The sequence below is a fragment of the Jhaorihella thermophila genome (assembly GCF_900108275.1).
GTDB lineage: Bacteria > Pseudomonadota > Alphaproteobacteria > Rhodobacterales > Rhodobacteraceae > Jhaorihella > Jhaorihella thermophila.
The window spans coordinates 240,584-266,512 of record NZ_FNVD01000002.1 but is presented as its reverse complement, the minus strand read 5'-3'; the positions used below and the strand labels follow the sequence as shown (position 1 = coordinate 266,512).

17 protein-coding genes are annotated in these 25,929 nt (G+C 67.9%); 10 read left to right on the top strand and 7 right to left on the bottom strand.

Features of this window, described 5'->3' with window-relative positions:
* The first annotated feature begins 343 nt into the window (after positions 1–343).
* The 3 genes from C4S70_RS04455 to C4S70_RS04445 all read left to right on the top strand — a co-directional run bounded on the left by C4S70_RS04455 (position 344) and on the right by C4S70_RS04445 (position 3,405).
* Entirely contained in the window at positions 344–1,120 is a 777-nt protein-coding gene (locus C4S70_RS04455) for a sugar transferase (RefSeq protein WP_104006891.1), read from the top strand.
* A gap of 103 nt (positions 1,121–1,223) precedes the next feature.
* Positions 1,224–2,105 (top strand): CpsD/CapB family tyrosine-protein kinase, encoded by an 882-nt coding sequence (locus C4S70_RS04450; protein WP_104006890.1) that lies wholly within the window; start codon positions 1,224–1,226, stop codon positions 2,103–2,105.
* A 49-nt stretch (positions 2,106–2,154) separates the two neighbouring features.
* On the top strand, positions 2,155–3,405 hold the full coding sequence (locus C4S70_RS04445) for a GumC domain-containing protein (RefSeq protein ID WP_104006889.1): 1,251 nt from the start codon (positions 2,155–2,157) through the stop codon (positions 3,403–3,405).
* A 15-nt stretch (positions 3,406–3,420) separates the two neighbouring features.
* On the opposite strand, the gene C4S70_RS04440 is transcribed toward C4S70_RS04445, so the two are convergent.
* Positions 3,421–4,785: an oligosaccharide flippase family protein gene (locus tag C4S70_RS04440; RefSeq protein WP_104006888.1), complete on the bottom strand. Its 1,365-nt coding sequence runs from the start codon at positions 4,783–4,785 to the stop codon at positions 3,421–3,423.
* A gap of 187 nt (positions 4,786–4,972) precedes the next feature.
* Between C4S70_RS04440 and C4S70_RS04435 the strand changes: the two genes are divergently transcribed.
* Complete coding sequence (locus C4S70_RS04435; protein ID WP_104006887.1) at positions 4,973–6,178, top strand: glycosyltransferase; 1,206 nt, start codon at positions 4,973–4,975, stop codon at positions 6,176–6,178.
* A gap of 3 nt (positions 6,179–6,181) precedes the next feature.
* Here the strand turns inward: C4S70_RS04435 and C4S70_RS04430 are convergent, their stop codons facing one another.
* The 5 genes from C4S70_RS04430 to C4S70_RS19005 are packed head-to-tail and all read right to left on the bottom strand — an operon-like array spanning position 6,182 to position 9,193.
* Complete coding sequence (locus tag C4S70_RS04430; RefSeq protein WP_104006886.1) at positions 6,182–7,327, bottom strand: ABC transporter permease; 1,146 nt, start codon at positions 7,325–7,327, stop codon at positions 6,182–6,184.
* Positions 7,324–8,262 carry an ABC transporter ATP-binding protein gene (locus tag C4S70_RS04425; RefSeq protein WP_104006885.1) on the bottom strand — a complete coding sequence of 313 codons (939 nt, stop codon included), beginning with the start codon at positions 8,260–8,262 and terminating at the stop codon, positions 7,324–7,326. The genes C4S70_RS04430 and C4S70_RS04425 overlap by 4 nt, the downstream gene beginning before the upstream one ends.
* Positions 8,259–8,573, bottom strand: a complete 315-nt coding sequence (locus C4S70_RS19015; RefSeq protein WP_235003711.1) for an HlyD family efflux transporter periplasmic adaptor subunit — start codon at positions 8,571–8,573, stop codon at positions 8,259–8,261. Before C4S70_RS19015 ends, C4S70_RS04425 begins: the two co-directional genes overlap by 4 nt.
* 47 nt (positions 8,574–8,620) lie before the next feature.
* Entirely contained in the window at positions 8,621–8,866 is a 246-nt protein-coding gene (locus tag C4S70_RS19010; RefSeq protein ID WP_235003705.1) for a hypothetical protein, read from the bottom strand.
* A gap of 45 nt (positions 8,867–8,911) precedes the next feature.
* Positions 8,912–9,193, bottom strand: a complete 282-nt coding sequence (locus C4S70_RS19005) for an efflux RND transporter periplasmic adaptor subunit (RefSeq protein WP_235003703.1) — start codon at positions 9,191–9,193, stop codon at positions 8,912–8,914.
* Positions 9,194–9,365: 172 nt separating this feature from the next.
* On the opposite strand from C4S70_RS19005, the gene C4S70_RS04415 reads away from it, so the two are divergent.
* Positions 9,366–10,343: a glycosyltransferase family 2 protein gene (locus tag C4S70_RS04415; protein ID WP_104006884.1), complete on the top strand. Its 978-nt coding sequence runs from the start codon at positions 9,366–9,368 to the stop codon at positions 10,341–10,343.
* 154 nt (positions 10,344–10,497) lie between these two features.
* Here the strand turns inward: C4S70_RS04415 and C4S70_RS04410 are convergent, their stop codons facing one another.
* Entirely contained in the window at positions 10,498–11,247 is a 750-nt protein-coding gene (locus tag C4S70_RS04410) for a WecB/TagA/CpsF family glycosyltransferase (protein WP_104006883.1), read from the bottom strand.
* Between the two features lie 241 nt (positions 11,248–11,488).
* Between C4S70_RS04410 and C4S70_RS04405 the strand changes: the two genes are divergently transcribed.
* From C4S70_RS04405 to C4S70_RS04385, 5 genes are all read left to right on the top strand, one after another.
* Positions 11,489–12,913, top strand: coding sequence for a hypothetical protein (locus C4S70_RS04405; protein ID WP_104006882.1), 1,425 nt, complete (start codon positions 11,489–11,491; stop codon positions 12,911–12,913).
* 215 nt (positions 12,914–13,128) lie between these two features.
* Positions 13,129–19,605, top strand: coding sequence for a type I polyketide synthase (locus C4S70_RS04400; RefSeq protein ID WP_104006881.1), 6,477 nt, complete (start codon positions 13,129–13,131; stop codon positions 19,603–19,605).
* Between the two features lie 5 nt (positions 19,606–19,610).
* Positions 19,611–20,621, top strand: a complete 1,011-nt coding sequence (locus C4S70_RS04395; RefSeq protein ID WP_104006880.1) for a glycosyltransferase family 2 protein — start codon at positions 19,611–19,613, stop codon at positions 20,619–20,621.
* A complete protein-coding gene (locus tag C4S70_RS04390; protein WP_104006879.1) occupies positions 20,618–25,222 on the top strand; it encodes a MupA/Atu3671 family FMN-dependent luciferase-like monooxygenase in 4,605 nt (1,534 codons plus the stop codon). The genes C4S70_RS04395 and C4S70_RS04390 overlap by 4 nt, the downstream gene beginning before the upstream one ends.
* Entirely contained in the window at positions 25,219–25,926 is a 708-nt protein-coding gene (locus C4S70_RS04385) for a 4'-phosphopantetheinyl transferase family protein (protein ID WP_104006878.1), read from the top strand. Before C4S70_RS04390 ends, C4S70_RS04385 begins: the two co-directional genes overlap by 4 nt.
* Positions 25,927–25,929: the final 3 nt, after the last annotated feature.

Below are 25,929 nucleotides of genomic sequence, written 5' to 3'. Positions count from 1 at the left end.
GATAATTGTTAATTAATTTGAAACAATGAAGCAAATTTGCAGGCATTGTTTAGGCTTTTGCCTGTTCATGTTTCAAATTTTGGTCAACAACCAAGCATTGGCGGGCTGGGGCGCTGCAAATCCTTAATTTTACATGAACCTGTGATAATCTTGATTGTGGCCTTTTTGCGGCGATGTCTTGCCGGGAATTGGCCGGCGGAAAAATCGGGCCAGACCGGGGGGTGGCCTGGTTTTCCGCTTCGCTTTTCCGGGGGCTGCCGGCACCGGAACATGGGGTTGAATTTTGCATGGCGCGCGGGCGCCGAGTTGGGGGCCGGTCCGTTCGGGCCGGGGGTGCATTGTGATGAAGGTTTTCATTTCCGACGCCGTCGGGGGCGCGGCGACAGATCATGCCTTGGAACGGATCGAGCCTGTCGGCACCATTCAATGCAAGCGGGGGCTTGTTCTGCCGGTGCCGGCGAACCGAAATCTTCCCGTCGTATCAAGAGGCAAGACGCCGGCAAGGCCCTGCAATTGGCACCAGAGCCTCGGCAAGCGGTTGTTCGACCTTGCGGTCGCGGTGGCCGTTGCTCCGGTGGTGGTACCGGTTCTGTGCCTGGCAATCATGGCCCTGCTGCTCGAAGGGGGAAATCCGTTCTTCATCCAGGAGCGTCTAGGCAAGGGCGGCCGCATCTTCCGGATGTGGAAGCTGCGGACGATGGTCCCGGATGCCGAAAGGAAACTGCAGTTCTATCTGGACAATGATTCCGAAATGAGCCGCGAGTGGGAGACGACGCAAAAGTTGAAAAATGATCCCAGGGTGACGCGGGTGGGCGCGTTCCTGCGCAAGACGTCCATTGATGAACTGCCGCAGTTCTGGAACGTGCTCAAGGGCGACATGAGCATTGTCGGTCCGCGCCCCATGATGCCCGACCAGCTCCGCCATTACGGCGATGCCTCGGCCTATCTGGCCCAGCTGCCGGGCATCACCGGCCCCTGGCAGGTGGGGGTCCGCAACGACAGCGATTTCGCCCACCGGGCCAGGATGGATGCGGCTTATCTGAGGACGGCGTCCTTCGCCGAGGATATCCGCTATCTGATGCGCACGGTCGGAGCCGTGGTCCGGGCGACGGGATGTTGAAAGGGAGTGAGGCAATGTTGACACAGGGAACCCTGCGACGCTTTGCGGTTGCGCGGCGCAACCTGCGGGGGCACCTTGAAACGGTGGAATGTGGAGAACCGGCATGAGGGATTTCGGGATCGCGGATGAGCCCCATGCCGGCGGCAAGGGCGCGTCACATGGCGGGGCGGTCGATGATGGATCGGACATGAAAGGTCCGCAGTTCAAGCACTTTCGCCGCGGCGTGGCGGCGGGGCGAGTGCGCGACGGGTCTGCCTCTGTGCCGGCACTGCGCAATCTGCCCGCCACGATCGACGACGATTGGACCGGTCTGCAGCAAACGCCGGCGGCAGGACGGCGGCGGTTCTGGTCGCGCAGGCCTCTGGTCAACCTGCATCGCGACGATCCGGCCGCCCGGTCTTTCGATCTGCTGCGAACCCGCCTTTTGCAGGTGCTGCGCGAAAACGGCTGGCGGCGCATGGCGGTGACGGCGCCCCGCAGCGGCAACGGGGCGACCTTCACGGCGGTCAACCTGGCGCTCAGCCTCGCGCGCATCCCGCGCAGCCGGACCCTTCTGATCGATCTCAATCTCAGGGCACCGGGCATTGCGTCAATTCTGGGCGTTGCGCCAACAGGGGACATGCCCAAGTTCCTGGCGGGCGAGCTGACGGTCCGGGATCAGTTCCTGCGCATGGGCGACACGCTTGCCCTGGCGTTGGCGTCCGGCCCCGACCGGGACGCGGCCGAACGGTTGCACGACCGGCGCAGCGTGGCCTCGGTGGACCGCGCCGTCGCGGCGTTGCGTCCCGACGTGACGGTGATCGATCTACCGCCGATGCTGGAACATGATGACGCCACGGCCTTCATGCCTCAGGTCGATGGCGTGCTGCTGGTGGCGGACGCCACGCAGACAACGGCCGAAGACATCGCGTCCTGCGAACGGCTGATCGATGGACAGGCGGCACTGCTGGGCGTGGTTCTGAACCGCGCCCGCCGCAGCGAATGACGGCAAACGGGAACGGGCGGACGGGCTTCGCCGGACAAGGACATTGCAAATGGGACCGATCGCTTCTGTCGATGACTTTTTCGACCTGATCCGCCGCCGGGCCGCGCTGATCGCCTTGGTCACCTTTGCGGGCTGCGCGGTGTCGTTGTTCGCGGCGCTGTCGGTTCAGCACCAGTACCAGGCGGTGGAACTCATCCAGGTGGACCAGCCGAACGTTCCGGGTGAACTCGCGGGCACTCCCGCCGACGATTCGGTGGCGCGCAGATTGCAGCTGATCGAACAACGCCTGATGGCGCGCGACAATGTTCTGGATGTCATCACCAGATACGGCCTGTTTGCCGATCTTCCCGATGTCTCGGATATCGAGAAGGTCGCGCTGTTGCGCAAGGCGGTGAAGCTCAGGACCATCGCCGGTGCCCGGCAGGGATATCAGGACGACGGGTCGGTGTCGGTGGTGTCCGTCACGGCCGAGCTACCGTCGCCGGAACAGGCTCAGGCGGTCGCCCATGAATTCGCGCAGCGCATCATGCAACTCAGCCGCGACAGCCGCATGGCACGGGCACGCACGACGCTGGACTTTCTGGTCGAACAGGAAAAATCCCTGACCGCCGAGGTTTCGGCGCTCCAGCAGGAGATCGCCGACTTCCGCGAGGCGAACGAACTGGCCCTGCCCGGCAGCGTCGAGGCCCGCCGGGCCGAGATCTCGGCGCTGAACGAGGCGCTTCTGGAGATCGGGCGCGAACGGATCCAAATCGAGCGCGCGGCCGCGCAGGTGGACGAGACCCGGCGCCAGGCCACGGCCAGGCGGCTGAAGGCGGATTATGCCGAACAGATCGCCACGCTGGAGGCGCAAAGCAAACTGCTGTTGGACCGCAAGACGGAACTGGAGCAGTCGATCGCTACGGCGCCCGAGATCGAACGGCAACTGGCCGAGTTCGACCGCCGCCTGCGCAACCTGCAGGAGCAGCTTGACGCCGTCGCGCAACGCCGGTCCGAGGCCGAGATCGGCTATCGCCTCGAAGCGGAGCGGCTGTCCGAGCAGATGCTGGTACTCGAGCCGGCCGTTGTGCCTGAAAAACCGGTGTCGAGCGGCCGCAAGAAGATTGCCATTCTCGGCGCCGGGGCCAGCCTGGCGTTTGCATTGGCGCTTGCCTTCCTGCTGGATCTGCGGCGGCCCGTTCTGCGTTCGGCCGCGCAGATGGAGCGCGAACTGGGCTTCCGTCCGGTGGTTTCGGTTCCGGTGATGAAGCCACGCCGCCGGTTCCGGCCGTTCTCGCGCAAGGACGGATCGCTGGTCTGATGCACGGGTTCGGGGTCAGGACAGCGCCTGCACCGTCTCGGCGACCCGGTCCCAGTGCAGCCGCAGGGCGGTGGCGATCAGCGCCGCGGCCACCAGGGCAAAGCCCACGTCATGCAGCCAGTCCCAGACCCGGTGTTTGACGGCAAGCCAGACCAGCACCGGGTAGGCGGCGATCTGGGCCAGTCCGATTGCCGCGATGGCGCCGTTCAGGCCGAAATGCGTGACGCCCAGAACCAGCAGCGCAACCTGCGCAAACGCGCGCGTGGCGGAATAGATCGCAAAGCTGCGGCTGTCGCCTGCGGTCAGCGCCGCGGCATCGTAGGTCATGACGATCACTGCGGGCATCAGCGCGCAGGCCACCAGAACCAGGATCGCGCCCGACGCGCGATAGCGGTCGTCATAAAGCACGTCGATGAGCCATGGCCCGGCCATGGCCATGAGCCCCAACGCCGCGAGGAACCCGGCGGTCATGGCGCTGCGCAGCTGTCTTTGCCGCCGGAAATTGTGCCGCGATGCCGCTGCCGGCTTGTCGCGATAGACCGGCATCATCAGCTTGTGGTTGAGCGACAGGGCCAGCATATAGGGAAAGCTGGCCAGGAAATAGCCGATATTGTAGAGTCCCAGGGTTTTCATCGTCAGGAACTTGCCCAGGATTGCACGATCGCTCTGGCTGGTGATGAACCAGAACGCCGTGCTGAGAAAGATCCACTTGCCGAATTGCAGCAGCTCCCGCGCGATGCCGGGCTCCCATCGCAGGCGGTTCGAACGGCCGGGCAGCAAGAGGTTGGTCAGCACCAGATGCGCGACCCCGTAGAACGTGCCGCCCAGCGCCAGGGCAACGACCGAGCGGGTGACATAGGCGGTTGCGACCACACAGCACAGTCCGATCGCCTGACTGACAAGCTCCAGCACCGTCAGGCGGCCGATCCTGAGATGCCGGTTGGCAGTTTCGATCTTGGTCGGGGCGAAACCGGCAATCACCGAGGCGAACCCGGCAATCGGCAGATAGAGCGCCAGATCGGGTTCGCCGTAGAATCGGGACACGGGCCAGGCCAGGGCGATGGTCGCCAGGAACAGGATCACGCCGCGCGCGATGGCGATGGTCCATGCGGTGTCCAGAAAATCCGGGTCGTCGCCGCGCGGGTTCTGGGTGATTGCCGCGCGCAGCCCCACATCGGAAAACATCTGCAACCCGACGACCACCACGTTGACCAGAGCCATCAGGCCAAAGGCCTCGGGGAACAGGATCCGGGTCAGGATCAGGTTCGATGCCAGCCGCAGCGCCTGACCGCCGCCATAACCGACCATCAGCCACGAAGCGCTGCGCAGCACGCGCGCGGTCAGCCCGTCTCCGCGGAAGGCTTTGGTGAGTCTGTTCATCGGCGGCGGTCTGTCCGATCTGTGCGTGTGGCTGGGCCCACGCTAGAAAGCGCGGCGGGCCGGGTCAATCGGGCGCCCCGGCCGGGGCGGCCATCGGGTCGGGCCTGTGGCCTTTGCGCGGCGCGCTTTGCAACGGGGGCGGTGGCGGCTAGGGTGGCGGCATACCGGGATTTCGCAGGGGCCGTTCGTGAAAGTCGCTTATGTCCTGAATACTTACCCGCTGCCATCGCACAGCTTCATTCGACGTGAGATCGCGGCGCTGGAGCGGCGCGGGGTCGAGGTGCTGCGGCTGGCGATGCGCCGCCCGCCGGGCGATCCACCCGACCCGCAGGACCGGGCAGAGGCGGCGCGCACCGAATATGTGCTCGACCGTGGCGCATCGGGGCTGGCGCTGGATCTGTTGCGCGCGGCGACCGCGGCGCCGGGGCGGTTTCTCGCCGCGCTGCGGTTGGCCCTGCGCTGCGGGCGGGCGTCGCCGCGCGGGGTGCTGCGTCATCTGGTCTATCTGGCCGAGGCCGCCCATGTCGCCCGCCGCTGCGCGCAACAGGGCGTGCGGCACATGCACGCCCATTTCGGCACCAACTCGGCCACGGTGGCGATGCTGGCGAACGTGCTGGGCGGGCTATCCTACAGTTTCACCGTGCATGGGCCGGAAGAGTTTGACGCACCCGCGGCACTGTCGCTGGGCGAAAAGCTCGACCGTGCCGCCTTTGCCGTCGGCGTCAGCCAGTTCGGCCGGTCGCAGCTGCGTCGATGGGCCGCCTTCGAGACGTGGCCGCGGCTGCATGTCGTGCATTGCGCCATCGAACCCGGCGCATTTTCCGATCCGGCGCCGCTGCCCGAGGGTCCGCTGCGGCTGGTGTCGATCGGCCGGTTCCACGAACAGAAGGGCCAGATGCTGCTGGTCGAAGCGATGGCGCGGCTGCGCGCGACGCATCCCGAGGCGCACCTCACGCTTGTCGGGGATGGCGAGATGCGCCCGATGATCGAGGCAGAGATCGCCGCGCAGGGGCTGAAGGACGCGGTCACGCTGACCGGCTGGCTGCCGGAACGGGGCGTTCTGGCCGAACTGAACGCCGCGCATGTGCTGGTCCTGCCCAGTTTCGCCGAAGGCCTGCCGATGGTGATCATGGAGGCGATGGCAGCCGCGCGCCCTGTGATCTCGACCTATGTCGCGGGCATTCCGGAACTGGTGCAGCCGGGGCGCACGGGCTGGCTGGTGCCGGCAGGGGATGCGGCGGCGCTGGCCGATGCGGTGGCCGAGGCCGCCGAGGCCCCGCGCGCGGCACTGGCCGCGATGGGGCAGGCGGGGCGCGACCGGGTTCTGGCGCGGCATGATGCGGATACCGAGGCGGCGAAACTTGCCGCGCTGTTCAAGGCGGCGATCGGCTGAGGCTCAGTCCAGCCGTTTGCGGAACCGCAACGTCGCGACCAGCAGCCCCAGCGCCGCAAAGCCCCCCATCCAGATCATGCCGCCGGCCAGATCCTCGATCCATGCATCCCGCAGCACCACGCCCCGGATCATGGTCATCAAATGCGTCGCCGGCAGAACATTGGCGATCCACTGCGCCGGTTTCGGCATCCCGTCATAGGGAAACATGAACCCCGACAGCAGGATCGACGGCAGTAGCACGAACACGGTCAGCTGCATCGCCTGAAGCTGGCTTTTGGCGAAGGTCGAGAACACCAGCCCCAGCGACAGGCTGGCCAGGATGAACAGCAGCGTGATCGCCAGCAGCACCCACAGGCTGCCGGCGACGGGGACGTTGAACAGAACGTGGCCCAGGGACAGGATGATGGCCATCTGCACCAACCCGATCCCCATGTAGGGCACGATCTTGCCCAGCATCAGTTCGATCGGCCTGACGGGGGTGTTGATCAGCATCTCCATGTTGCCGCGTTCGCGTTCGCGCACGATCGCGGCGGAGGTGAACATGATCATGGTCATGGTCAGGATGATGCCGACCAGGCCGGGCACCACGTTGACTTCGGTGCGCTGTTCGGGGTTGGAGAACAACGCCACCTCGCAGGTCGGCACCTGCCGGTTGGGCGGCTGGCGGAAGAGTTCGGCCAGAGGCATCAGGCGCAACCCCTTGATCGCGCCGGCGACCATCGTGTCCGAGGCATCCACGATCCACTGGCCCACGGGGCGGGCGCTTGCGAACTCGGTCGAGTCGGGCTGGCCCATGTTCGCAGCAGGACTGCGCGCCACCCGCGCGTCCAGATCGGGCGGCAGGATCAGCACTGCCCGCACCCTTGACGCCCGTACCGCGCGCCGGGCCTCTTGCACGGTCGGCAGACGCAGGGTCACGTCCACGACCTGCGTCGCCTCGACCATCTGGATCAGGGCACGGCTCAGGCCGGTCCGGCTCTGATCCACCACGGCGACGGGGATGTGCCGGACATTGGTGTTGATGGCATAGCCGAACAGGATCAGCTGGATCTGTGGAATCATCAGAATCAGCGCCGCCGTCGTGCGGTCGCGGCGCAGCTGAACCAGTTCCTTGCGCAGGATCGCCCAGATGCGGCGCAGAGAGGTCATGCCGCGCCCTCCCGCACTGCGCGACGGGTGGCGGACACGAATACGTCCTCAAGATTGGGCCGCACCACCTCGCAGCGGACGTTCAGGGCCAGCTTTCCGGCCTTGCGCACATGCGCGGCCGGGTCGCCGATCGACTTTTCCACCAGCACGCGCAGGCGTTCACCGATCTGGGCCGTGGACATGATGCCGGGCCTGCCGTCCAGATCCCTTTTGAACAGTCGAAGGTTGCCGCCCTCGACCTCGACCACGTTGGCGTCGAGATCCCGCATCAACCGCGGCGGCGGTCCGTCCGCGCGCTTGCGCCCGTGATCGAGGATCGCGATCCGGTGGCAACGTTCGGCCTCGTCCATGAAATGGGTGGACACGATGATGCTGGCGCCGTCGTCCACGAGATCAAAGAGCTGTTCCCAGAAGGCGCGGCGGCTTTCGGGATCCACGGCCGAGGTCGGTTCGTCCAGGAACAGCAGCCGGGGCCTGTGCAACACCGCCGCCGCCAGCGCCAGCCGCTGCCGCTGCCCGCCGCTCAGGCTGCCGGCCATCTGGTGCGCCTGTTCGGTCAGGTCGTGGATCTGCAGCAGCTCGTCCAGCCGCGCGCGCCGTTCGCGGGCCGTCAGCCCGTAGATATCCGCGCAGAATCGCAGGTTCTCCAGCACCGTCATGTCGCGGTAATGCGAAAAGGTCTGGGTCATGTAACCGATCTGTTGCTTGAGCGGTTCGGCATTGCCCGGCAGACGCACGCCCAGCACCAGGGCCTCGCCCTCCGAGGGACGCAGGATGCCCGTAAGCATCCGCATCAGCGTGGTCTTGCCCGACCCGTTCGGCCCCAGAAACCCGTAGATCTGGCCGCGCTCGATCCGCAGGTCCACGGTATCGACCGCCGTCTTGGGGCCGAAGCGGCGGGTAATGCCACGGGCAACGACGACCGGCTCCGTCACGGCATGTCCACCTGCACCGGGATCCCGACGGGCAGGTCCGCCGCTGCCTCCGGCAAATCGATCTCGGCCCGATACATCAGCCGGCTGCGGTCCTCCTGGTTGAGCGCGTAGTAGGGCGAAAACGCCGGGTCCGAGCTGATCCAGCGAACGGTGCCCTGAAACGGCGTCTCGATCCCGTCCACATGCACGGTCAGGCTGTCGCCCACCCGGACATTCGCGCGCGCGGGTTCGGGGACATAGACGCGGGCAAAGGGGATCTCCCCGGTCAGCAGCACCGCCACCGGGCTGCCCATCGTGACCCTTTCGCCCAGATTCCACGGCAGGCTGTCCAGAACCCAATCGCGCGAGGCGCGGATGGTCAGCTCTTCAAGCCGATGCCGGGCGACATTGACCGCGCCAGGGCCGAGGCGACCGCCGCCTCGGCCATGTCGATCTCTTCGGGGCGGGCGCCGTTTCGCAACTCCTCCAGATACTGTTCGGCCGCGTCCAGTTCCGCCTGCGCCGCGTCCCGCCGGGCTCGCGCGCTGTCCACGGCGGCCTGCGAGCGCGCGTTGCTTTGCATCAGCGCCAGGTCGCGTTCATAGGTGGCCTGCGCGTCCTGCAACGCGGCGCGGGCCTTGGCGACCTGCGCCTCGGCGATGGCGAGTTCTTACTTGCGGGCGCCGGCGCGCAACTTGGCAAGGCTGGCCTGCGCGCTGGCCAGTTGAGCAGTGGCAAGCGCGAGATCCGCGCGCTCGATCCGGTCGTCGAGCTGGACCAGAATATCGCCCTCCTTCACTGGCCGGCCTTCGCGGACGGGCGCTGCGACGACGATCTTGCTGGCGGTCGCGGTCAGGGCGACGCGCTCGCGCGCGGTGACCCCCAGCGCCACGCCGTCGTGGTTGGAAGAGCAGCTTTCCAGCGCGGCGGGCAGGCCGATCGCCAGCGTCAAAAGCAGAGATGGGACAAACCTTGCATGCGAACGCTCCCTTGTCCGGCTGGACCGGATCTTAGCGGGTGATGCCGCGCTGTCCATGGGACCGCCCATGATTGACGACCCAAGCTGCGGTCGCGCTTGATGGAGGGCCGCTCGGTCACTACGCTTGCGCCCGAGGGAGGCAGGCATGGGCGATGGGACAGCTGCGATCGACGCGGTGGTGATCGGCCGCAATGAAGGCGACCGGCTGGTGGCCTGCCTTGCCTCGTTGCGCGGCTGCGTCCGCAGGGTGATCTATGTCGATTCCGGTTCGACCGACGGCAGCGTTCAGGCCGCCCGCGCTGCCGGGGCCGAGGTGGTGGAGTTGGACCTTTCCCGCCCCTTCACCGCGGCGCGGGCCCGCAATGCCGGGCTTGCACGCATCTACGGCAGCGGCGCGGCCTATGTGCAATTGATCGATGGCGACTGCACGGTGGATCCGGACTGGATTGCCACGGCCGGGGCCTTTCTCGAGGCCCGCCCCGACGTCGCGGTTGCCTGCGGGCGCCGGCGCGAACGACATCCCGAGGCGTCGGTCTACAACCGCCTCTGCGACCGCGAATGGAACACGCCGCCGGGCGAGGCGCTGGCCTGCGGCGGGGACGCGCTGATGCGGCTGCGGGCACTGGAACTGGTTGGCGGTTTCGACCCCGCGCTGATTGCCGGCGAGGAACCGGAGCTGTGCCAGCGCCTGCGCCGGGCCGGCTGGACGATCTGGCGGCTCGATGCCGAGATGACGTGCCATGACGCGGACATGCACCGGTTCGGCCAGTGGTGGCGACGCAGCCGTCGGGCAGGCTACGCATTTGCCGAGGGCGCGCAGCTGCACGGGCGTGGCCCGGACCGGTTCTGGCGGCGCGAAACCCTCCGGGCGCTGTCCTGGGGAGCCGCCCTGCCGCTGCTCACGCTTGGCCTTGCGCTTTTCATCAGTCCCTGGGCGCTGTTGCTGCTGCTTGCTTACCCGGCCCAGGTTGTCCGCCTCGCCCTGCGCGATGGCGGTGGGCGCGAAGCATGGGAGGCGGCATTTTTCACTGTGCTGGGCAGGTTCCCCGAGGCGCAGGGCGCGCTGGAATACCACATCCGCAGACTGATCGGGCACCGCCGCGGCATCTTGGAATACAAATGACCGCTCCCGCCCCGGAAAACCCGCGCCGGTGCGGACGACATCCGGCTTCTTCATCTTGCGCGAAATACTCCGGGGGGCGCGGGGGGCAGCGCCCCCCGCATCGGTCGGACCGCGCAAGCGGTCCGAAACCGCCACCCAGGACCGCAACCTTTCGTCACCCTCGCTGACGCAGGGCCTTGACGATCTGCGAAGGTAGAATGGTGAAGGCGCGCGCATAGCGCGGTGCCAGCCGCCGCGGGCTGGTCAGTGCCCGCCACAGCCATTCCAGCCCGATCCGGCGCATCCACAGCGGCGCGCGAAACTGATGCCCCCCCAGAAAATCCAGCCCCGCGCCGATCGACGCAAACCCCACGCGCGGCGCCGCCTGCCGACCGCGCAGCGCGAATGTCTCCTGTTTCGGCGCGCCCAGCGCGAGCAGGCAAAGCCGCACATCCGCCTCGGACAATTGCGCGAATATTGCATCCGCCTCGGGGCCGTCGGGGTCGAACGGCACCGAAGGCGAGATGCGCAAGACGATCCGAAGATCCGGCACTTCAGTCACAAGCACCCTTGCCGCATCGTCCAGCGCAACAGCCGTGCTCCCGACAAGTGCGACGCGCGCGCCCTCTTCGGCGGCAATCCGGCAGAGCGGCACCACCAGGTCCGAGCCGGGCAGCAGTTCTACCGGTGATCCGGCCAGCCGCGACAGCCAGACGATCGGCCGGCCGTCCGCCACCACAAGATCCTGCGCGGCATAGGTCCGGGCAAAACCCGGCATGTCCGCCATCTTGACCAGATGGTCCAGGTTGACCGTCGCCAGGGCAAAGCCGCGCCCGGTCCGAAGCCGGTGCCGGATCTCGCGGTCCAGCGTCGCGAAATCGGGCATGTTGACCGTGATGGTCTGATCGCCGAACTGGAACTTCATGGGTGGGCCCTGCTGGTTTCTTCCCGATCCGCTCCCTGATAGGCCGCCATCGGTTCACCCGCCAGCCGCCCGGCGCAACGCCGGTGCCGGCGTTGTATCCGTGCCATGGTCGCGCCGCGCGTGGCACTGTAGGGCCGAGCGCCGCGCGACATGTCTGAGCGCCCCTGCTAGACTGGATCCAACGAAGGATGCCAGGTCGCCGAAGACCGAGCGGCGCAGGGCGGCAGGACGAACGGGACGGATGCCGAACACAATCGCCTATCTTGCCTTGCTGGGCTGGCCGGTGGTCTGCCTGTTTCTGTTCCTGCGCCTTCCATTCGAACGCGCCATCGTCTGGAGCATACTCGGCGGCTATCTGCTGCTGCCCGAGAGAACGGCGTTCGACGCGCCGCTCGTTCCGCCGCTGGACAAGGACGTCATCCCGGCGCTCGCTGTCTTTCTCATCTGCCTGTTCTGGATGGGCCGAAGGGTTTCGCTCTGGCCCGTCTCGCCAACCGGTCGGGTGTTGATGGCATTGTTTGTGTTCGGCGTAATTCCAACCGTTCTGACCAATGGCGAAACGCTCGTCTTCGACGATACCGTCCTGCCGGCGTTGTCCGGCCACGACCTGTTGTCCGTCGTCGTCAACCAGTTTCTGTTCCTGCTGCCGTTCCTGATCGCGCGGCAACATCTGGCGTCGGAAACCGGTCTGCGCGAACTGCTTCTGGGGCTGGCCGTGGGGGGGCTGGTCTATTCCCTGCCCGCGCTGTTCGAAGTCCGCATGAGCCCGCAGCTGCACACATGGGTCTATGGCTTTTTCCAGCACCGTTTCGACCAGATGATGCGGGGGGACGGCTTTCGGCCGATCGTGTTCCTGCCGCATGCGCTGTGGCTGGCGATGTTTTTCGTCGCCGCACTGCTGGCCAGCGCCACGATGTTGCGCCGAACCGACGGCGTGGAGCGCGTCCGATGGCTGGCGGCAACGCTCTATCTGGCGGGGGTTCTGGTGCTGAGCAAGAGCCTCGCATCACAGCTCTATGCGCTGGCCTTTACCCCGTTTCTGTTGTTCTCCGGGTCCAGAACCCAGATCCGCGTCGCGCTCCTGCTGGCTGTCGTCGCGACCTGCTATCCAGTGCTTCGCAACGCCGGGCTGGTTCCGGTGGACATGATACTGGAAAAGGCGCGGGCCATCGACCCGACCAGGGCGAGCTCTCTGGGGTTCCGGTTGAACAACGAAAACTTGCTGCTTGATCGGGCCTGGGAAAAGCCGCTGTTCGGCTGGGGCACCTTTGGCCGGAACCTGGTTTACGACCCCGAAACCGGTCGGCTTCTCACCATTCCCGACGGGCGATGGATCATCGTGTTCGGCACATTCGGCTGGGTCGGCTATATTGCCGAAATGGGTCTTCTGGCGCTGCCGGTCCTTCTGGCCGCGCGGGCCGGGCGCGTGGCCGGACAAAGGGTGGCCTTGCACTGGATCGCGCCAGCGGTCCTCATCCTGACCGTCAACATGATCGACATGCTGCTGAACGCAACCTTGGTGCCGTTCACCTGGATGCTGGCTGGGGCGGTGCTTGGCAGCTGCGAACGCGCGCGCGCCGCGCGAAGAAATAAGCGGCGCGGCCTCCGAACGGGCCGAACGCCGGTGATCGGACGCAAGCCCAAGACCGAACGCCCCATCCTTTGACGGAATTGGAAACGATCCGGGGCTATCGGGCACATTGCCACATGACAGGACACAGTCCGACGGCTAAGCTGACGGAAAATCGCCCCGTTTTTCAGGATCTTGCCCGGGCGGCCGGTTGTAGGGGGCGAGATTGGATTTGTTGGCAGGCCGGGTCGGGCGGTATCAAGATCCTGTCGGGCCCCGCGCGGTAATGGCCCGAAGCATTGGGTTGGGGTATGGTAGCAAGTTCGGGAATTTCGGAGACGGATATCGCCATCGTCGGCATGGCGGTTCGCGTGCCGGGCGCATCCACGCTGACGGAATTCTGGGAAAATCTGCGTGGCGGCGTGGAATCGATCCGCCGGCTGGACGAAGAGGAGCTTCTGGCCGCGGGCGAGAACCCCGAGCGCATGGCCGATCCCAACTATGTTCCGGCCGCCGCCCCCCTGCAGGGCTATGCCGATTTCGATGCCGAGTTCTTCGGTTTCAGCCCCAAGGAAGCCGCGATCCTGGACCCGCAGCACCGCAAGTTCCTCGAGGTTGCCTGGGAGGCGATGGAAAACGCCGGCCACTCGCCCGGGGCGGCGGGGCGTGTCGGCGTCTATGCCGGCTGCGGGATGGGCAGCTATTTCTATTTCAACATCTGCTCCAACCCGGGCCTGGTGGACGAAGTGGGCATGTTCCTGCTGCGCCATACCGGCAACGACAAGGACTTCCTGTCCACGCGGGCCAGCCATGTCTTTGACCTGCACGGCCCCTCGGTGAACGTCCAGACGGCGTGCTCCACCTCGCTGGTGGCGGTGCATTACGCCTGCAAGGCGCTGCGCGACGGCGATTGCGACATGGCGCTGGCGGGCGGCGCCACGATCGAGCTGCCGCAGGGGCGGGGCTATCTCTACAAGGAAAACGAAATCCTCAGCCCGGACGGGCATTGCTACGCCTTCGACCACCGCGCGCAGGGCACGGTGTTCGGCTCCGGCGCGGGGGTGGTGGCGCTGAAACGGCTGAAGGATGCCATCGCCGATGGCGACCACGTCTGGGCGGTCATCAAGGGCAGCGCGATCAACAATGACGGCGCGGCCAAGGCGGGCTATCTGGCGCCGTCGGTCGATGGCCAAGCCGAGGCCGTGGCCGCCGCCCTGCGCGCGGCGGACGTGCCGGCCGATACGGTGGATTACGTCGAATGCCACGGCACGGGCACCTATCTGGGCGACCCGATCGAGGTCTCCGCCCTGACCCAGGCCTTTCGCGAAACGACGGAGGAGACGGGGTTTTGCCGGATCGGATCGGTCAAGACGAATATCGGGCATCTCGACACCGCCGCCGGTGTGGCGAGTCTCATCAAGACCGCGCTGGCGCTGCATCACCGGCAGATCCCGCCCAGTCTGGGCTACGAGGCGCCGAACCCGGCGATCGATTTCGACCACAGCCCGTTCCTTGTGGCCGACCGGTTGACGGACTGGGTGCCGCACAAGGGGCCGCGCCGGGCCGGGGTGAACTCGCTGGGCGTGGGGGGAACCAACGCGCATGTGGTGCTGGAAGAGGCTCCCGCGCGGCCGCCCTCCGAAGAGTCGGATTTCCCGTTTCAGATCCTGTGCATCTCGGGGCGTGGCAAGGCGGCGCTGGAGGCCAATTCGCAGGCGCTGGCGGCGCATCTGCGCGCTCATCCCGGCCTGCCGCTGGCGGACGTGGCCTTTACCCTTGAAGAGGGCCGGCGCGGGTTCGAGAAACGCCGCGTGCTGGTGGCCGAGACAACCGAAGAGGCCGCCGAGCTGCTGGAAACCGGCGATCCGCTGCGGGTCTTCACCCATGACGTGCTGGGCGATGCGCCCGAAGTCGTGTTCATGTTCCCCGGCGGGGGGGCGCAATATGCCGGGATGGCGCGCGATCTCTATGAGACCGAGCCGGTCTTTGCCGAGTGGATGGATCGCGGGCTCGAACATCTTCAGAAACGGCTGGACTATGACATCCGCGCGATCTGGCTGCCCGAAGACGGCGCAAGGACCGAGGCGGAGGCGCGGCTGCGGCAACCCTCGGTGCAGCTGCCGCTCATCATGATCGTGGAATACGCGCTGGCGCAGCTCTGGATCAGCTGGGGGGTGCGGCCGGCGGCGATGGTGGGCCATTCGATGGGCGAGAACACCGCCGCCTGTCTGGCCGGGGTGCTGTCCTTCGAGGACTGCATCGACCTTGTGCTGCTGCGCGGGCGGCTCTTTGACACGGTGCCGGCGGGGGGGATGCTGAGCGTCTCGTTGCCGGTGGACGAACTGCGCGCGCTGATTGGCGACCATCTGGACATCGCCAGCGTCAATGCGCCGGACCTGACCGCCGTGTCCGGGCCCCAGGCCGCGCTGGACCGGCTGGCGGCGGATCTTGAGGCGCGCGGGGTGGATCACCAGCGCATCCAGATCGATATCGCCGCGCATTCGCGGATGCTGGACCCGATCCTTGACGACTTCCGCGCCTTTCTGCGCGGGCTGGAGTTGCGCCCGCCGAAGCTTCCGGTCATCTCCAACCGCACCGGCCGGCCGCTTGCGCCCGAACAGGCGACCAGCCCCGATTACTGGGCGGACCAACTGCGCAACACCGTGCTGTTCGCCGACTGCATCGACCATCTGGCCGCCGAACCCGGCCGCGTGTTTCTCGAGGTCGGCCCCGGCAAGGCGCTGAGTTCGCTGGCGCAGATGAACCCGGGCGTCAAGGCCGGGCAGGTGCTGAGTTCCCTGCGTCACCCGGATCAGGAGATGCCGGACGATGCGTATTTCCTGGGCGTGATCGGGCGGCTCTGGGCCTGCGGGGTCGAGGCCGACTGGACCCAGATCTGGGGCGAGGCGAGGCGCAACCGCGTGCCCTTGCCAACCTATGCCTTTCAGACGCGCCGCTATTTCATCGAACCGGGCAAGGCCGCAGATCGGGCCGAGGCGCCCGCGCCGGTGCGCGATGACAATATCGACGGCTGGGGCTGGCGGCCCGTCTGGCGGCCGCGGCACGCGGATTGCGCGCTGGACGTGGACAGCGAACTGGGCGATCAGCCGCTGAACTGGCTGCTGTTCGAAGACGAAACCGGGCTGGGCGCGGCGGTGGCCACGCGGCTGGAACAGGCCGGACACTTCGTGGCGCGGGTGCGCTCGGGCGATATCTTCGCGCGGCTGGCCGAGGGGCGCTATACGCTCGCCCCAGAACAGGGGCGGGAGGGGTATGACGCGCTGCTGGCGGATCTGGCGGCGCAGGGGCGCCTGCCCGACCGGATCGCGCATCTCTGGCTGGTGACCGACCGCGAGACCTTCCGCCCCGGCAGCAGTCTGGAACAGTCGCATATCGAACACGGGTTCCACAGCCTGACCGCGCTGGGTCAGGCGCTGGGCGGGGTGGATCTGCCGGGGCCGGTCCATGTCGTCGCCGCGACCACCGGCGCGGCTGCGCGCGGGGACGAGGCGCTGCGCTATCCCGAAAAGGCGATGATCGCGGGCCCGCTGGGGGTCATGCCGCGCGAATTGCCGGGCGTGACCTGCGCTTGGCTGGATCTGCATCTGCCGATGCGGGCCAGGGGCGGGTTTCTGGCCCGAAGGCGCCGGGCGGACGGCGCGGCCATTGCGCCCCTGGTCCGGCCGCTGCTCGAAGAGCTTGTGGCCGAGCCCGGCAACACCGTCGCGCTTTGGCGCGATGGCCGCCGGTTTGCGCAGGAGTATCGGCCGGTGAAGCTGGACGCGGCGGATGCGCCGGCGGAGGGGGGCACATGGCTCATCACCGGCGGGTTCGGGGGGATCGGGCTGACCGTGGCGGCCGACCTGATCCGCCGGGGCGGAAAGATTGCGCTGGTGTCGCGCCGCGCGCTGCCGCCGCGAGAGGACTGGGCGCGGCATCTGCGGATGCACGCCCCCGCCGACCGCGTCTCGCGCATGATCCGCGCAATGCGGGAACTGGACTCGCTGGCCGAGGGGTCGGTCATGGCGCTGGCTGCGGACGTCACGAACATCGAGGCCATGCGCGCCGCCGTGGCGCAGGCCGAACAGCGGTTGGGCAAGATCACCGGCGTGATCCACGCCGCCGGCCATATCGAGGACGCGCCGCTTCTGGCCAAGACCGACGACTCGATCGCGCGGGTGCTGGCGCCCAAGGTCGCCGGGCTTCGGGTGCTGGATCAGCTGTTCCCCGACGGCGCGCTGGACATGATGGTGCTGTTCTCGTCCTCTTCGACGGCGACGCGCCCGGCGGGGCAGGTGGACTACATCGCCGCGAATGCCTTTCTGGATGCCTGGGCGCAGGCGCGGCGGGGCGGGTGGACCCGCGTGGTGACGGTGAACTGGGGCGTCTGGGCCGAAACCGGCATGGCGGCCGAGGCGATGGCCGGGCGCGCCCGCGCCCAGTCCGCCCCGCCCGAGCCGGCCTCGGCGCCGATGCTGGACGAAACCGGGTTCGACCTGGCCGGTTGCCGGCTGTTCGTGTCGCGGCTTTCGACCGACCTTTGGGTGCTGGACCAGCACCGGACCGCCGATGGCGTGGCGCTGATGCCGGGCACCGGGTTCGTAGAACTGGCGGCCGAGGCGCTGGTGGAACACGGCGAAACCAGCCCGTTCGAGATCCGCGACCTCTATTTCTTCCGCCCGCTGAACGTGGACGACCGAACCCCGCGCGAGGTGGTGGTCCGGCTGGAGCCGCGCGACGGCGGGTATGACCTGACCGTGCACGGGCAGCTGCCGGGCGGGGGCTATGCCCTGCACGCGCAGGCCCGCATCGTCACGCGCGAGGATGCCGCACACCCCGACCCGATCGACCTGGGTGCGGTCGCCGAACGCTGCGGCGACGCGCGTCGCGCCGCGCCGGGGGGGCACCTGCGCTCACCGCAAGAGGCGCATCTGCATTTCGGTCCGCGCTGGCACGTCCTCCGCGCGGCCGCGCTGGGGCAGGGAGAGGGACTGGCCCGCCTGCACCTGCCGCAAGAGGCGCTACAGGATCCGGGAGACGGCTACCGCCTGCATCCGGGGCTTCTGGATCTGGCGACCGGCTGGGCCATCGAATTGGCGCCCTCTTATGAGCCGTCGCATCTGTGGGTGCCGGTCTCCTATGGATCGGTCCGGGTTCACGCGCCCCTGCCGGCAGAGATCAGCAGCTGGGTGCGGCTGGCCGAGGGGCGGGAGGACGGCACTGCGACCTTCCATGTGACCCTGACCGATGGCGATGGCCGCATACTGGTCGAGATCCGCGACTTTCGGATGCAGCGGCTCGCAGCAGGGCTGGATTTCGCCCCGCCCGCGCAGCCCGACGCCGATGCCGCCGCGCTGGGGCTGGTCGCGCCCGAGCCGGCACCGCTTTCGCCGGCCGAAAAGCGCCTGCACCACCAGATCCGGCAGGGCATCCGCCCCGACGAAGGCCCGCAGGCCCTGCGCCGGGCGCTGGCGACCGGCCTGCCGCGGGTCGTGGTGTCGTCGCTGCCGCTGCCCGATCTGATCGCGCAGGCCGACATTCCCGCCGAACCCGAAAGCGGGCCGCCGCAAAGCTTTGACCGCCCCGATCTGGAGACCGACTATGCTGCCCCGCGAACCGAACTGGAACGCGCGCTGGCGGCGCAGTTCGAAACCCTTCTGGGCGTGTCGCGTGTGGGCATCGACGACAGTTTCTTCGACCTTGGCGGGCATTCCCTGATCGCGGTTCGGCTGTTTGCCCAGATCAAGCGCGACTTTGGCGCCGATTTCCCGATTTCAATGTTGTTCGAGGCACCGACCGTTGCGGCGCTGGCCGAACGGATCGCCGCCGCGACCGGGGGCGGCGCCGAGCCTGCGACTGGTGACGCCCCCGCGACCGACGCCGACGGAGCAGGGGAGCAGGTCTTCCGTCACGCGGTCAGGCTTCATACCGGAAGCGAGGCCCGGAAAACGCCGTTTTTCATCGTCGCCGGCATGTATGGCAACGTGCTGAACCTGCGCCACCTGGCGCTGCTTCTGGGCGAGGAACGCCCGGTCTACGGGCTGCAGGCGCGCGGGCTGATCGGCGACGAGGCCCCGCACGCGACCATCGCCGAGGCGGCCGCGGACTATATCGACGAAATCCGCCGGATCCAGCCGCAGGGCCCCTATGTCCTTGGCGGTTTCTCGGGCGGCGGGATCACCGCATACGAGATGGCGCGGCAACTGACAGATGCCGGCGAAGAGGTCGCCACGGTGGTCATGCTGGACACGCTTCTGCCAGTGCGGCCGGGGCTTACCCTGCGCGACAAGCTGATGATCCGGATGCAGGATTTCCATAGCAAGGGGCCGCGGTTCCTGCTGGACTGGGCGCGGGACAAAATCGACTGGCGGATGCAGCAACGCGCGCTGGCCCGCGCTGCCGGCGCGCCCTCCGAGGCGAGGTTCAACGACCGGCGGGTCGGCGATGCCTTTGTCGCCGCCAGCGAAGCCTATGACCTGAAGCCCTGGAACGGGGTGATACACCTGTTCCGCCCCCCGCTCGAGCGGCACCGGAAGATCACTGGTGGGCGTTGGGTGAATTCCAAGCGCGACGTGGTATTCGAAGACAACGGCTGGGGCGACTGGGCCGGTCGGGTCGAAGTCACCGAAGTGCCCGGCGATCACGACAGCATGGTTCTGGAACCCAATGTCCGCGTTCTGGCGGCACGGTTGCGGGACTGTCTTGCGCGTGCCGAAACCCGCGCCGAGGCCCCGACCGCGCAGCCGCCGAAGGGCGGCAATCCCGAAGAACCCCTGGCAGCCGAGTGAGCGACATGACCGATCCCGCAATCCTGACCATCATCGTGAACTGGCGGACGCCGGGCATGACGCTGAAGGCGGCGGAACTCGCCCTGCGGGCGATGAAGGGATTGCGCGGCGGGATCGTGATCGTGGACAACAACTCCGGCGACGGGTCGTTTGAACATCTGTCTCGGGCCGTCGCCGAACGCGGCTGGGACGCGGAAGCGCGCGTTCGCGTGGTGCAGTCGGGCCGCAACGGCGGGTTTGGGGCAGGGGTCAACTTCGGGATCCGCACGGGGCTGGCCTCGGGCGAGGAGCCGGATTTCTACTATCTCCTCAACTCGGACGCCTTCCCGGAACGGGATGCGATACGGGTGCTTTGCGATTTCCTGCTGGCCACGCCAGAGGCCGGCTTCGCCGGCAGCTTCGTGCGCGGCGCGGATGGCGAACCGCACCGCACCGCGTTCCGCTTTCCGTCCATCGCCAGCGAATTCGAAAACGGCGCGATGACGGGGGCGATTTCGCGGATGCTGGAGCGATCGGTCGTGGCCATGCCGATTCCGCAGGGGCGGGGACGGGTTGACTGGACCGCCGGCGCCAGCCTGATGATCCGGCGCGAGGTTCTGGATCAGGTGGGCACGTTCGACGAAGCCTATTTCCTTTATTTCGAGGAAACCGACCTGTGCCTGCGCGCCGCGCGCGCGGGCTGGAGTTGCTACTATGTGCCCGAAAGTCGGGTGGTCCATGTCGGCTCGGTCTCGACCGGGCTGAAATCGGCCGAGCGCACCCCGCAATACTGGTTCGATTCCCGCCTTTACTATTTCATCAAGAATCACGGCCGCCTTTACGCAACGGCGGCCACGCTGGCCTGGATCGCCGGGGCGGGGATCTGGACCGTCAACCGCACCCTGACGCGCAAACCCGACCGGCATCGCAAGGGGCATATGGCCGATCTCGTGTCCCATGCGCTGCGCCAAGTGATCGGCCGGCGCGGCGACGGGCGCGGTCCGGCGCGCGGAGCATTGGTGGAGGACAGGAAATGAGCCGCTTCAGTTGCGTTCTGATTGGTGGAGAATCCCTGCTGATCGGCTGCGGCGACATGCTGCTCGATCGCGGGCACGAGATCCGCGCCGTGGTGTCGCGCGATGCCGCCATCGGCGACTGGGCGCGTGACAAGGGGCTGGAACTGCTCGAATCCATCCCCCGGCTTGTCGAGCGGTTTCAGCCCGGCGACTTCGACTGGCTTCTGTCCATCGCCAACCTGTCGGTGATCCCCGCGCCCGTGCTGGCGCTGCCGGCCGGGGGGGCGGTGAATTTCCACGACGGCCCGCTGCCGCGGCACGCGGGGCTGAACGCGCCGGCCTGGGCGCTGATGGCGGGCGAGACGCGGTTCGGCGTGACCTGGCACATGATCGAGGGCGGCATCGACGAAGGCGACATCCTCGCCCAGCGCATGTTCGACATCGCGCCTGACGACACCGCCTTTTCGCTGAATTCGCGCTGTTACGCGGCGGGGCTGGAGAGTTTCGCCGATGTGGTCGAAGGGCTCGAGTCCGGCGCGCCCGCGCGCATGCCGCAGGATCTGGCGCTGCGCAGCTATCACGCCCGCGACGACCGGCCCCCGGCGGCGGGGCGGCTGAATTTCGGGCGCATGGCGCAGGCGCTGGCGGCCCAGATCCGCGCGCTGGATTTCGGCGACTACTGGAACCCGCTGTGCCTGCCCAAGATCGAGCTGGGCGGGCAGGTTCTGTTGGTGCGGAAGGCCGCGCTTGCCGAGGTGCCGGTGGGGACCGCCCCCGGCACGGTGGTCGAACGCGATCTGAGCGGCGTTCTGGTGGCCACGGGCGATGGCGGGCTGCGGCTCGGCGGGTTTTCGGATGTCCGCGGCAACCCTGTGGACGTGACCGAACTGGTGCAGCCGAGCGATGTGCTGGCCTCGCCCGATGCGCGCATGACTGAGCGGTTGAACGCGGCCATGGCGCGCTGTGCGCGGGCCGAGGCGCATTGGCGGCGCGCTTTGCAGAGGATGCAGCCGGTGGCGGTGCCGCTGGCCTCGGCCAAGGCGGACGCGGCGGATTGGCAGGCGGTCGAGCTGGGCACATCGGCGGCGGACGACGCGGCCGCGATTGCGGCGGTGCTGGCCTTTGCGCTGGCCGGCTGCGGCGAAGAGGGCGGCGACATCGCGCTGACCGATGCCGCGACCATGGCGGCGGCGCAGGCGGCCCCCGGGTATGTCGCGCCCTGGGTGCCGATGCATGGCCGCCTTGGCGACGGCGTGGCTGAAACCCGCGCCCGGATCGAGTCAGAGCTGGCGCGGGTGGCGAAATCGGGCGGTTTCGCCTGGGATCTGATGGCGCGCGACCCGGCGATCACTCGGCGCGAGACGCCGCAGATCGCCGTGGCGCTGGACGGCGGCGGGCCGGTCGAGGGCACATGCCTGACGGTGTCGCTGTCGAGAGGCAAGGCCACGCTCTGGGCGGATCGGTCCCGGCTGGACCAGGCCGCCATCGACCTGCTCAAGGCGCGGCTGGAGGCGGCGCTGGACGCCCCAGCGTCCGACATGCTGGCCGATCTGGCGCCGCTGCCGGAGGCCGAACGCCGGCTCATGCTGGCCGACTGGAACCGCACCGCGCGACCCTTTGACCGCGACCAGACCATCCATCGCGCCTTCGAGTCGCAGGTGGCCCGGACGCCCGATGCGGTGGCGCTGGTATTCGAGGACGAAACGCTCACCTATGCGGAGTTGAACGCCCGCGCCAACGCCATCGCGGCGCGGCTGCGGGCCATGGGCGTTGGACCCGGCGCGCGCGTGGGCCTGTTCCTGCGTCGCTCGCCCGATCTTCTGACCGGCGCGCTGGGGATCCTCAAGGCCGGCGGCGCCTATGTGCCGTTGGACCCGGCCTATCCCGCCGACCGGCTGGCCTATTACGTTCACGACAGCGGCGCGGAGGTCATCGTCACGCAGCCCGATCTGGCCGGCAGCCTGCCGCGGACGGGGGCGCAGATCCTTCAGCTGGACGGCGCGATCGCGCCACAGCCCGACAACGTGGATGGAGGCGCGGGGCCGGGCGATCTGGCCTACCTGATCTACACCTCGGGATCGACTGGGCGGCCCAAGGGCGTGATGGTCGAACACCGCAATGTTGCCAATTTCTTCGCCGGGATGGACGACCGGATCGACCATGCGTCGGGCAGCGTCTGGCTGGCCGTCACCAGCCTGAATTTCGACATCTCGGTGCTGGAACTGTTCTGGACGCTGGCGCGCGGCTTCATGGTCGTGCTCTGGGGCGACGAGACGCGCGCGGCGGTGTCGAACGGTCCCTTGGGCGGCTCCGTGGTCGGCTCGGCCCGGCGGATGGATTTCAACCTCATGTATTGGGGCAATGACGACGGGCCGGGACCGAAGAAATACGAACTGCTGCTGGAAGGCGCGAAATTCGCCGACGCGCACGGCTTCAACGCGGTCTGGACGCCGGAGCGCCATTTCCACGCCTTCGGCGGCCCCTATCCGAACCCGGCGGTGACGGGGGCTGCGGTCGCGGCGGTCACGCGGAACCTCGCCGTGCGGTCGGGCAGTTGCGTCGCGCCGCTGCACCACCCCGCCCGGATCGCCGAGGAATGGGCGGTGATCGACAATCTGACGGACGGGCGCGCGGCGCTGGGCATTGCCTCGGGCTGGCAGCCGGACGATTTCATCCTGCGCCCCGAAAACGCCCCGCCCCGCAACAAGCCGGCGATGTTCGAGACCATCGAGATCCTGCGCCGGCTCTGGCGTGGCGAGGCGGTGGAATTTCCGCGCGCCGACGGCTCCATGCACGCGGTCGTCACCCAGCCGCGCCCGGTGTCGAAGGAGCTGCCGATCTGGGTTACCACCGCCGGCAACCCCGACACCTGGCGCGAGGCCGGGCAGATCGGGGCGAACGTGCTGACCCACCTTCTGGGCCAGTCGATCGACGAGGTCGCCGGCAAGATCCGCATCTACCACGCCGCCCTGCGCGAGGCCGGCCACGATCCGGCCGATTTCACCGTGACGCTGATGTTGCACACCTTCCTCGCCGACAGCCGCGAGCAGGCCGAGCGGATCGCGCGCGAGCCGATGAAGGATTACCTGCGCAGCGCGGCGGGGCTCATCAAGCAATATGCCTGGGCCTTTCCGGCCTTCAAGAAGCCCAAGGGCGTGAACAACCCGTTCGAGATGGATCTGGGCGTGCTGAGCGAGGACGAGCTGGAGGCGATCCTCGACTTCGCGTTCGAGCGCTATTTCGAGGACTCGGGGTTGTTCGGCACGGTCGAGGACGCTCTGGCCCGTGTCGAGCAGCTCAAACGCATCGGCGTCGATGAAATCGCCTGCCTGATCGATTATGGCATTGATCCGGCCGTGGTGCTGGAGGGGCTCAAACCTCTGGCCGAGGTGGTGCGCCGCGCCAATGCGCCCGCGGAACTGGCCGAGGACGATTTTTCGCTGGCCGCGCAGATCCTGCGCCACGGCGTGACCCATCTGCAATGCACCCCGTCGATGGCCCGCCTCATCGCAATGAACGACGAGGCGCGCATGGCGCTGGGGCGGATCAAGCATCTTCTGCTGGGCGGAGAGGCGCTGCCCGGCGATCTGGTCGATGATCTGCGCGAATGCACCGGCGCGGTGATCCACAACATGTATGGGCCGACCGAAACCACGATCTGGTCCACCTCGGAACGGGTGGGCGCGGTCGGGGCCGGGGTCGTCCCGATCGGCACGCCGATCGCGAACACATCCGTCTATGTGCTTGGCGCGGATGGCAACCCCGTTCCCGTCGGCGTGCCCGGAGAGCTGCATATCGGCGGCGAAGGAGTCACGCGCGGCTACTGGCAGCGCCCCGACCTGACTGCGGAGCGTTTCCCGCCCGATCCTTTCGCGGTCGAGGCGGGGATCGACAGCCCGCGCATGTATCGCACCGGCGATCTGGTGCGCTGGCGCGCCGACGGGCGGCTGGAGTTCCTGGGCCGCACCGATCACCAGGTCAAGATTCGTGGTCAGCGGATCGAACTGGGCGAGATCGAGGCCGCGATGGCCGGGTTCGACGACGTGCGCGCCGCCGTGGTCGTGCCGCGCGAGATCGTGGGCGACATGCGGCTGGTGGGCTATGTGACGACATCGGCGCCGGTGGCCGAAGATGCGCTGCGCCGCCATCTGGCGCGGCAGTTGCCCGAGGCGATGGTGCCCGCCCATATCGTCACGCTTGCATCCTTCCCGCTCACGCCCAACGGCAAGATCGACCGCAAGGCGCTGCCCGATCCCGCGACTCGCAGGACCGATCCAGAACCGGCGCAGGAGCCCGCCAATGACGTGGAACGGCAGATCGCCGAGATCTGGACCCGTATCCTGGGGGTTCAGGGGATCGGCCCGCGGGACAACTTCTTCGAACTGGGCGGGCACTCTCTGCTGGCGGTGCAGGCGCACCGGGAAATCCGTGAAAAGCTGAACCTGCCGACGCTGTCGATCACCGACATCTTCCGCTTTCCGGTGCTGGGCAAGCTCGCGGCGCATGTCGGCGGCGGTGACGACGCGCCGCCTGACCCCGACGGTCCCGACGCCCAGGCGCGGGCCGACACCATGTCGCGCCGCCGAGCCATGCGGGCCGCGCGCCGGGCGCGGGCGGGATGACCGTGGCGCTGGACGGCACCGCTGCGGCCCTTGCAGGGGCGCGGTCGCTCTTTCCGCCCGAGGTCGCCGTCGCAGCCACCGACCCGCGCGCCGCCCATCCCGCGCCTCTGCCGGAAGAGGCGGACGCGGCGGGGCGTTGGGCCCTCGTCCGGCTGCGCGAGTTCGCCGCCGGACGCGCGGCGGTGCGGATCGCCATGGCCGAACTGGGCGTTCCTCCCTGTCCGGTGCCGATGGGCGCGGACCGGGCGCCGGTCTGGCCCGAGGGGCTTGTCGGCAGCATTTCCCATTCGCGCACCGCCTGCCTTGCCGCGCTGACGCGGGCGGGGGACATCCGGGCGCTGGGCGTCGATGTCGAGGAGGACACGCCGCTCGAGCCGACGCTGGAGGAAACGATTCTGACCGCGGCCGAGCGTGACCGGCTGCGGAACCTGCCGCCCATGCAGCGCGGCCGTCGTGCCAAGCTGATCTTCAGCGCCAAGGAAAGCGCCTACAAGTGCCAGTATCCGGTCAGCCGGACCCTGCTGGACTTTGATGCGTTCGAGATCCTATTCGATGCCGCAAATGGCGGCTTTTCTGCGATTTTCCGACGCGCGGTGGGGCCTTTCCCGCGCGGTGCGGCGCTGACGGGGCGCCATGCCGTTGCGGGCGGGTTGATCATCACCAGCGTGACCTTGAGGCGTGAAACCGGCGGGCCCACGGGGTAAAAC

Excerpts from the sequence above, each read along its gene's own strand:
- C4S70_RS04415 (WP_104006884.1), top strand. The coding sequence starts at position 9,366 with ATGGGCGATGGGACAGCTGCGATCGACGCGGTGGTGATCGGCCGCAAT.
- C4S70_RS04410 (WP_104006883.1), bottom strand. The coding sequence starts at position 11,247 with ATGAAGTTCCAGTTCGGCGATCAGACCATCACGGTCAACATGCCCGAT.
- C4S70_RS04400 (WP_104006881.1), top strand. The coding sequence starts at position 13,129 with ATGGTAGCAAGTTCGGGAATTTCGGAGACGGATATCGCCATCGTCGGC.
- C4S70_RS04440 (WP_104006888.1), bottom strand. The coding sequence starts at position 4,785 with ATGAACAGACTCACCAAAGCCTTCCGCGGAGACGGGCTGACCGCGCGC.
- C4S70_RS04395 (WP_104006880.1), top strand. The coding sequence starts at position 19,611 with ATGACCGATCCCGCAATCCTGACCATCATCGTGAACTGGCGGACGCCG.
- C4S70_RS04390 (WP_104006879.1), top strand. The coding sequence starts at position 20,618 with ATGAGCCGCTTCAGTTGCGTTCTGATTGGTGGAGAATCCCTGCTGATC.
- C4S70_RS04450 (WP_104006890.1), top strand. The coding sequence starts at position 1,224 with ATGAGGGATTTCGGGATCGCGGATGAGCCCCATGCCGGCGGCAAGGGC.
- C4S70_RS04405 (WP_104006882.1), top strand. The coding sequence starts at position 11,489 with ATGCCGAACACAATCGCCTATCTTGCCTTGCTGGGCTGGCCGGTGGTC.
- C4S70_RS04430 (WP_104006886.1), bottom strand. The coding sequence starts at position 7,327 with ATGACCTCTCTGCGCCGCATCTGGGCGATCCTGCGCAAGGAACTGGTT.
- C4S70_RS04455 (WP_104006891.1), top strand. The coding sequence starts at position 344 with ATGAAGGTTTTCATTTCCGACGCCGTCGGGGGCGCGGCGACAGATCAT.
- C4S70_RS04445 (WP_104006889.1), top strand. The coding sequence starts at position 2,155 with ATGGGACCGATCGCTTCTGTCGATGACTTTTTCGACCTGATCCGCCGC.
- C4S70_RS04385 (WP_104006878.1), top strand. The coding sequence starts at position 25,219 with ATGACCGTGGCGCTGGACGGCACCGCTGCGGCCCTTGCAGGGGCGCGG.